The organism is Candidatus Nitrosarchaeum limnium BG20 (genome assembly GCF_000241145.1).
Classification (GTDB): Archaea; Thermoproteota; Nitrososphaeria; order Nitrososphaerales; family Nitrosopumilaceae; genus Nitrosarchaeum; species Nitrosarchaeum limnae.
Genome location: NZ_AHJG01000323.1, coordinates 1 through 4,925 on the forward strand (window position 1 = coordinate 1; position 4,925 = coordinate 4,925).

A 4,925-nucleotide genomic window follows, 5' to 3' on the forward strand; every position below is an offset into this window, starting at 1 on the left:
TTGAGAATTATCATTGCAATAAAAATTGAAAATATAATTTCACTGCTGTTAAGCACTGCTGCATTTGTTGCACTAGAATCTTTTAGTCCAAAAAAATATGTGATTAATCCCAAAACTTCAGCAATGCCGATTAATGAAAGAAACAACCATTTTTTTTTGTAATTTTTGAAATAGGAGTTGATTTTTTTGAAACTGATGTGAAAAATAAACCATTCACAATGTAAATTACAAAAGCTAATGTAATTGGACTTACATCATTTATTCCATTATCTAACAATTCTTTTGGTACTACATGCATTAGTGAAGCAAGCACTGCAGATGCTAAGGCTAGAACATATCCTATATTGTGGAATTTTTGCTTTGATTGATTTATTCTGGTTATTATTTCCACATTTGGGAATGTGTCTCTTTGTTAATATGTGATCTTTTGTACTTTCATGTGAACATTTCTGATCGCTTCCTATTTTTTGACAAAATTATTTTTTATGATTTATAGCGATCAAAATTATATTGAAAGTTTATTTCTGTTTTATGATAATTATGTCATCATTTCATCTATGGTTTGCTTGAATACCGAGTAAGGCTGTGCACCTGATATTGCAACCCCATGACCGTTTGGACCAATCACAATAAATGAAGGTGTTGATTTGGCGCCATTCTTTACTGCGATATTTTTATTTTCTTTAACTCTATCGTTGTATTTTCCAGAGTCAATACAATTAGAAAATAAATTTACATCCATTCCTTCCATTCCTGAGACAATGTTTTTGAGATTATTCATACTTACCCACCCACTATTTTCATGACCTTGATTTTTGTAAAGAAAATCATGATATTGCCAGTAAAGTCCTTGTTCGTCTGCACAATAACTTCCTGCATGTGCATTGATTGAATCTGGTCCTACAATTGGAAAGTCAACATAAATCAATTTCACTTTTCCTGTTGATATGTAGTCTCTATCAATTAACGGTTTTGTGTTTTGATTCCATTTCTGACAAAATGGACATTGATAGTCTCCAAACTCAATTATGGTAATTGGCGCTGATGATTCTCCTAATACTGGTGATCCTTTTGTTGTATCAATTGAAAGTTTGTTACTTTGAGATTCTGAGTTATAATTTGTAGAAATTAATACTGCTCCTGCAATTGCTATAATTACTCCAATAATGATAAATTTAGTTGTATTTGATTTTGGATTATTTTTGTTTACGTTTTGTCTCTTTTTACCCACAAATCTTGTTTGTTAGTTGGATTATAAAGTATTTTCCAATGATTTGACAAAAAATAGTAATGGAAAAATAAAGTATTTTAGAATTTTTTACTGATTTCCCAAAATGACTCTTTGACTATTTCTCCATTTCTTGTATCTACTGATTTCTCCCAAGCTTTATGTTCTGGGGTAGATTCAAAGTAGTATATTTTTTTCATGATAATGATTGGACTTTGTCTCTTATGATGATCTGTTTGTATTTGATTTTCAAACTCTACTATAAATAAAAATTGATAATTACGGTGATTGTTTGAATCATATCTATGAAATAACTGTGTGTAATTATTTACAAACATTCTGTTATATTTTTTAAATGATTTCTTTTAGTTCTGAACGCATCCATTTTAGCAATTATTGGTGTTGCCGTATTGTTAGTATTTAGTATAGGCTTTGGAGCCAGTCTTAGCACAAATCCAGGTATCAACAGAATCGGTGCAAGTGACAATCAAGTAGTTGCAGCTGCGAGAGGAAACGTTACTGCCCTTGCATGGACTGAGGAAGTAAATAGCGCAGGAAATGTTGCAGTTAAACAAATTGTATTTACTGTGGGAAATGAGGATTCTGCTAACGCTCACACATTCCAAGTTTGTGCTGTACTTGAAGGACCTATTGGTGTATTTCAGCCTCCATTAGGAACGTCTCCTAGCTGCGTTTCTACATCAAACATTTCCGCATCTGGCAACCTTGCATCCCAAAGTCTTAATTTCACAAATACAGTACCTGTAAGTGATGTGGCAAATATCAGCTTCAGTATTGAAGAATTAAGTTAGATTTGAGCCTGATTTCATAATAAACAAGCTAGTCGATATTATGTGAAACTTGTTTATCTAATTCATGAAAATGTCACTTATCGCAATTATCGGTGTTGCCGTATTGGTTGTATCTACAATCGGTTTTGGAGCCAGTCTTAGCACAAATCCAGGTATCAACAGAATCGGTGCAAGTGACAATCAAGTAGTTGCAGCTGCGAGAGGAAACGTTACTGCTCTTGCATGGACTGAAGAGGTAAACAGTCTAGGTAATGTTGCAACTAAACAAATTAAATTTACAGTAGGTAATGAAGACACAGTCAACGCACACTCATTTCAGGTCTGTGCTGTTCTTGAAGCACCTGCATCTACATTCCAACCTACAGCAGGAGCCGCACCAGCATGTAACTCCACATCAAGCGTAGCAGCAAACGCAAAGCTAACTTTGGTAGGAATTAATTTCACAAGCGCAGTTGAAGTTAGTGATATTGCAAATATTAGTTTCAGCATTGAAGAATTGAATTAGAGGTAATTCTTCTTGCTTTTACATAATGATATATGTAAATGTGAAGCAAATTGAAACAAAAAATAAAAATCATTATTTTATTATTGCTTATTCCTGTTTTGATATATCTCTGGCCTGTTCAACTTTATGGCGATACAAGTTACATTATGCTGATAGGACAAAGTATGCATGGTACTATTGAGAGTGGGACTTTTATCATAGCTAAACCAGATCCGCAATACTATATTGGAGATATCATTGCATTTGTAAATGAGCATGATAGAAGTGTTGTTCATAGAATAGTTGAACAAACGGATGATGGATTTATTACAAAAGGTGACAATAATCCGAGAAACGACCCTAAGGTAATTCCTTTTGATCATGTGTTGGGTAGAGTGTTATTTGTTATACCTTACGTTGGGTTTACTACATTATTCTTACAGACATCAGTAGGGATGTCTATTTTTGGCATATTGATCTTAACTGTCTTTGCTAGTAAAAAATCCAAAAAAAAGAAACTAACTAATTTTAGTAGTGTTATAGTTTTTAAAATTGCATTTATTGCAAGTGTCGTTAATTACGTATTGACTTTAATGATAATTGGTACAAACATTCAGATTGCTAAAACCATTAACATTCCATTTTCTGACTATTTTGAACCTTCAATAGCAAACACACTGTATTTTTGTTCTATTAGTATTGTGATCTTTGTATTATACTTGATTGATCATAGTCTTGATAAGAAAAAAACAGAAGATACAAAATACCTGAAACTGATTTTTTCTCTAGCCGGAATAATGGTGCTTTTATTACAATTAATCAGCATCGTCAATACAATTCCGTTTTTTAGTAACTTGATTAATGAGCAAGGATGGGTATTGAATTTTTTTAATTAGTTCTTTTCATCTGAATATGCTTCCTTGCTGATAGATTCTATAAATTCCGCTTTGGAATAGATAAATGAGTCATATTTCCAGTCATAATATTACATTTTGTAGTCTATTTCTATTACAAATGATTTATCAAAAACTGTCTAGTTTTGGGGTTTTGTTTGCTATTTTAGTTATTGCAGTTACCTCTGGAATTTTTGCAGAAGAATTTTCCTTTGCAGCAAAACCCATTCTGGATGACATGTCTAGTGAATTTTTTACACCTACTGTAGGTCATGTTGAAGATGTGTCATTTGTTCAACAAGTATCTCCTACAGGAACAATTGAAGTAGATCAAATTACTTTTACTGTTGTAGCCGATGATCCTGGTGTTCGGTTATTTCAAATTTGTGCAGTAATTGAAGGCCCTTCTGGAACATACAGTCCTCCAATTGATAATTCCCCTGCATGTACAAACACAGAATTATTACAAGGAAATGAATCTGATATTCAAACAATTGATTTTTTGAATGCAGTTAACGTCAGTGATCTCGTTGGAATTAGTATTAGTGTTAAAAAAATCTAATTAAACTATGATATTTACAAAAAACCAATCTTAATTCAATTTGTTTTAAAATTTCTAATCTTTGCTAAATCTAGGCTATTTGGTGAATTGCCATATTCCAATATGATAAATTGTTAGTGGTTCTAGGTATTGCAAAAGTTATTGTAGTCGAACCTGTGTTGCTTGCAGAAATTGATGCTGTATTAGAACAATCTGCTCCGCTTCCAGATGTATCGCTGATCAAAGCTCCTGCTTTTACAATCATACATATTCTATACGTATGAGAGATAGTGTCGATATTTTTAACTGTGACAGTTGCAGATATTGCATTAACTCCTGATGTATTTAATACCGTATTTGTGACATCCACAGTTGGTTTTGATACTGCAATGTTATCTGCACTACCGATTTTATTTACTTTTGGTGCAGTGTTTAGTGATGCTCCAAAACCAACAGTGGCAATGATGATAATTACAATTCCTACAAAAAAATAAATCTTTAGACTCATGCCATTCTCCTATGTGATTGTCACTGTTATGGAACTTAATGTAATCCGTTCTGCAGATGTTACTTGTCCAGCACCTGTCAAGTTGATTGTAATGCTTGTTCCTGCAGGATTCATTTTTTTAGTACCGCTTCCAATCTCTGTCCCAACTTTATCATAAAAAAAAATATTCACATTGTCGTTTTTTGCTACAACACTATTGAATGTGATTGTTACGCTTGTAATACCTGCAGAAGTTCCAAGATTCATCCCAATTATTCCCTTTGTAGTCGAATCATTTACTTTTAGTGTTCCAATTTTATTTAGATTGGGGCTGGTTGTCAATGATTTTCCATAGCCCTCATTAGTTAACATGACTACTGCAAATATTCCAACCAGCACAAATATCATGCCTATTTTTACATTCATTTCTCTTCACCATATGCCATATGTTGATTGATGCTAAATGATTCTGTTGGAAAG

At 32.8% G+C, this 4,925-nt stretch carries 8 protein-coding genes and 1 pseudogene; 4 read left to right on the forward strand and 5 right to left on the reverse strand.

All coding sequences use genetic code 11. From position 1 onward, the window contains the following. The 3 genes and pseudogenes from BG20_RS14040 to BG20_RS11215 form a co-directional block, all read right to left on the reverse strand. A pseudogene (locus BG20_RS14040) lies at positions 1-146 on the reverse strand (DMT family transporter); the annotation flags it as partial. After that, positions 131-391: a hypothetical protein gene (locus BG20_RS11210; RefSeq protein WP_010195521.1), complete on the reverse strand. Its 261-nt coding sequence runs from the start codon at positions 389-391 to the stop codon at positions 131-133. The pseudogene BG20_RS14040 and the gene BG20_RS11210, both read right to left, overlap by 16 nt. A 147-nt stretch (positions 392-538) precedes the next feature. Continuing rightward, complete coding sequence (locus BG20_RS11215; protein ID WP_010195523.1) at positions 539-1,231, reverse strand: DsbA family protein; 693 nt, start codon at positions 1,229-1,231, stop codon at positions 539-541. A gap of 407 nt (positions 1,232-1,638) precedes the next feature. Here BG20_RS11215 and BG20_RS11225 point away from each other — a divergent pair, with 407 nt between their 5' ends. From BG20_RS11225 to BG20_RS11240, 4 genes are all read left to right on the forward strand, one after another. After that, positions 1,639-2,040 (forward strand): hypothetical protein, encoded by a 402-nt coding sequence (locus tag BG20_RS11225; protein ID WP_010195527.1) that lies wholly within the window; start codon positions 1,639-1,641, stop codon positions 2,038-2,040. Between the two features lie 64 nt (positions 2,041-2,104). Then, entirely contained in the window at positions 2,105-2,545 is a 441-nt protein-coding gene (locus BG20_RS11230) for a hypothetical protein (RefSeq protein ID WP_010195528.1), read from the forward strand. 50 nt (positions 2,546-2,595) lie between these two features. Further along, positions 2,596-3,420 (forward strand): signal peptidase I, encoded by an 825-nt coding sequence (locus BG20_RS11235; RefSeq protein ID WP_010195529.1) that lies wholly within the window; start codon positions 2,596-2,598, stop codon positions 3,418-3,420. 64 nt (positions 3,421-3,484) lie between these two features. Continuing rightward, the gene (locus BG20_RS11240; protein ID WP_238527623.1) at positions 3,485-3,979 is read left to right on the forward strand and encodes a hypothetical protein; all 495 of its coding nucleotides are present in this window, start codon (positions 3,485-3,487) and stop codon (positions 3,977-3,979) included. Between the two features lie 70 nt (positions 3,980-4,049). On the opposite strand, the gene BG20_RS11245 is transcribed toward BG20_RS11240, so the two are convergent. Together BG20_RS11245 and BG20_RS11250 are read right to left on the reverse strand one after the other, a co-directional pair. Further along, a complete protein-coding gene (locus tag BG20_RS11245; protein ID WP_010195532.1) occupies positions 4,050-4,466 on the reverse strand; it encodes a hypothetical protein in 417 nt (138 codons plus the stop codon). Between the two features lie 9 nt (positions 4,467-4,475). Next, positions 4,476-4,871 (reverse strand): hypothetical protein, encoded by a 396-nt coding sequence (locus BG20_RS11250; RefSeq protein ID WP_010195534.1) that lies wholly within the window; start codon positions 4,869-4,871, stop codon positions 4,476-4,478. Positions 4,872-4,925: the final 54 nt, after the last annotated feature.

Bases quoted from the DNA above. Each gene is read 5' to 3' on its own strand.
- BG20_RS11230 (WP_010195528.1), top strand. From the start codon at position 2,105: ATGAAAATGTCACTTATCGCAATTATCGGTGTTGCCGTATTGGTTGTA.
- BG20_RS11240 (WP_238527623.1), top strand. From the start codon at position 3,485: ATGAGTCATATTTCCAGTCATAATATTACATTTTGTAGTCTATTTCTA.
- BG20_RS11245 (WP_010195532.1), bottom strand. From the start codon at position 4,466: ATGAGTCTAAAGATTTATTTTTTTGTAGGAATTGTAATTATCATCATT.
- BG20_RS11250 (WP_010195534.1), bottom strand. From the start codon at position 4,871: ATGAATGTAAAAATAGGCATGATATTTGTGCTGGTTGGAATATTTGCA.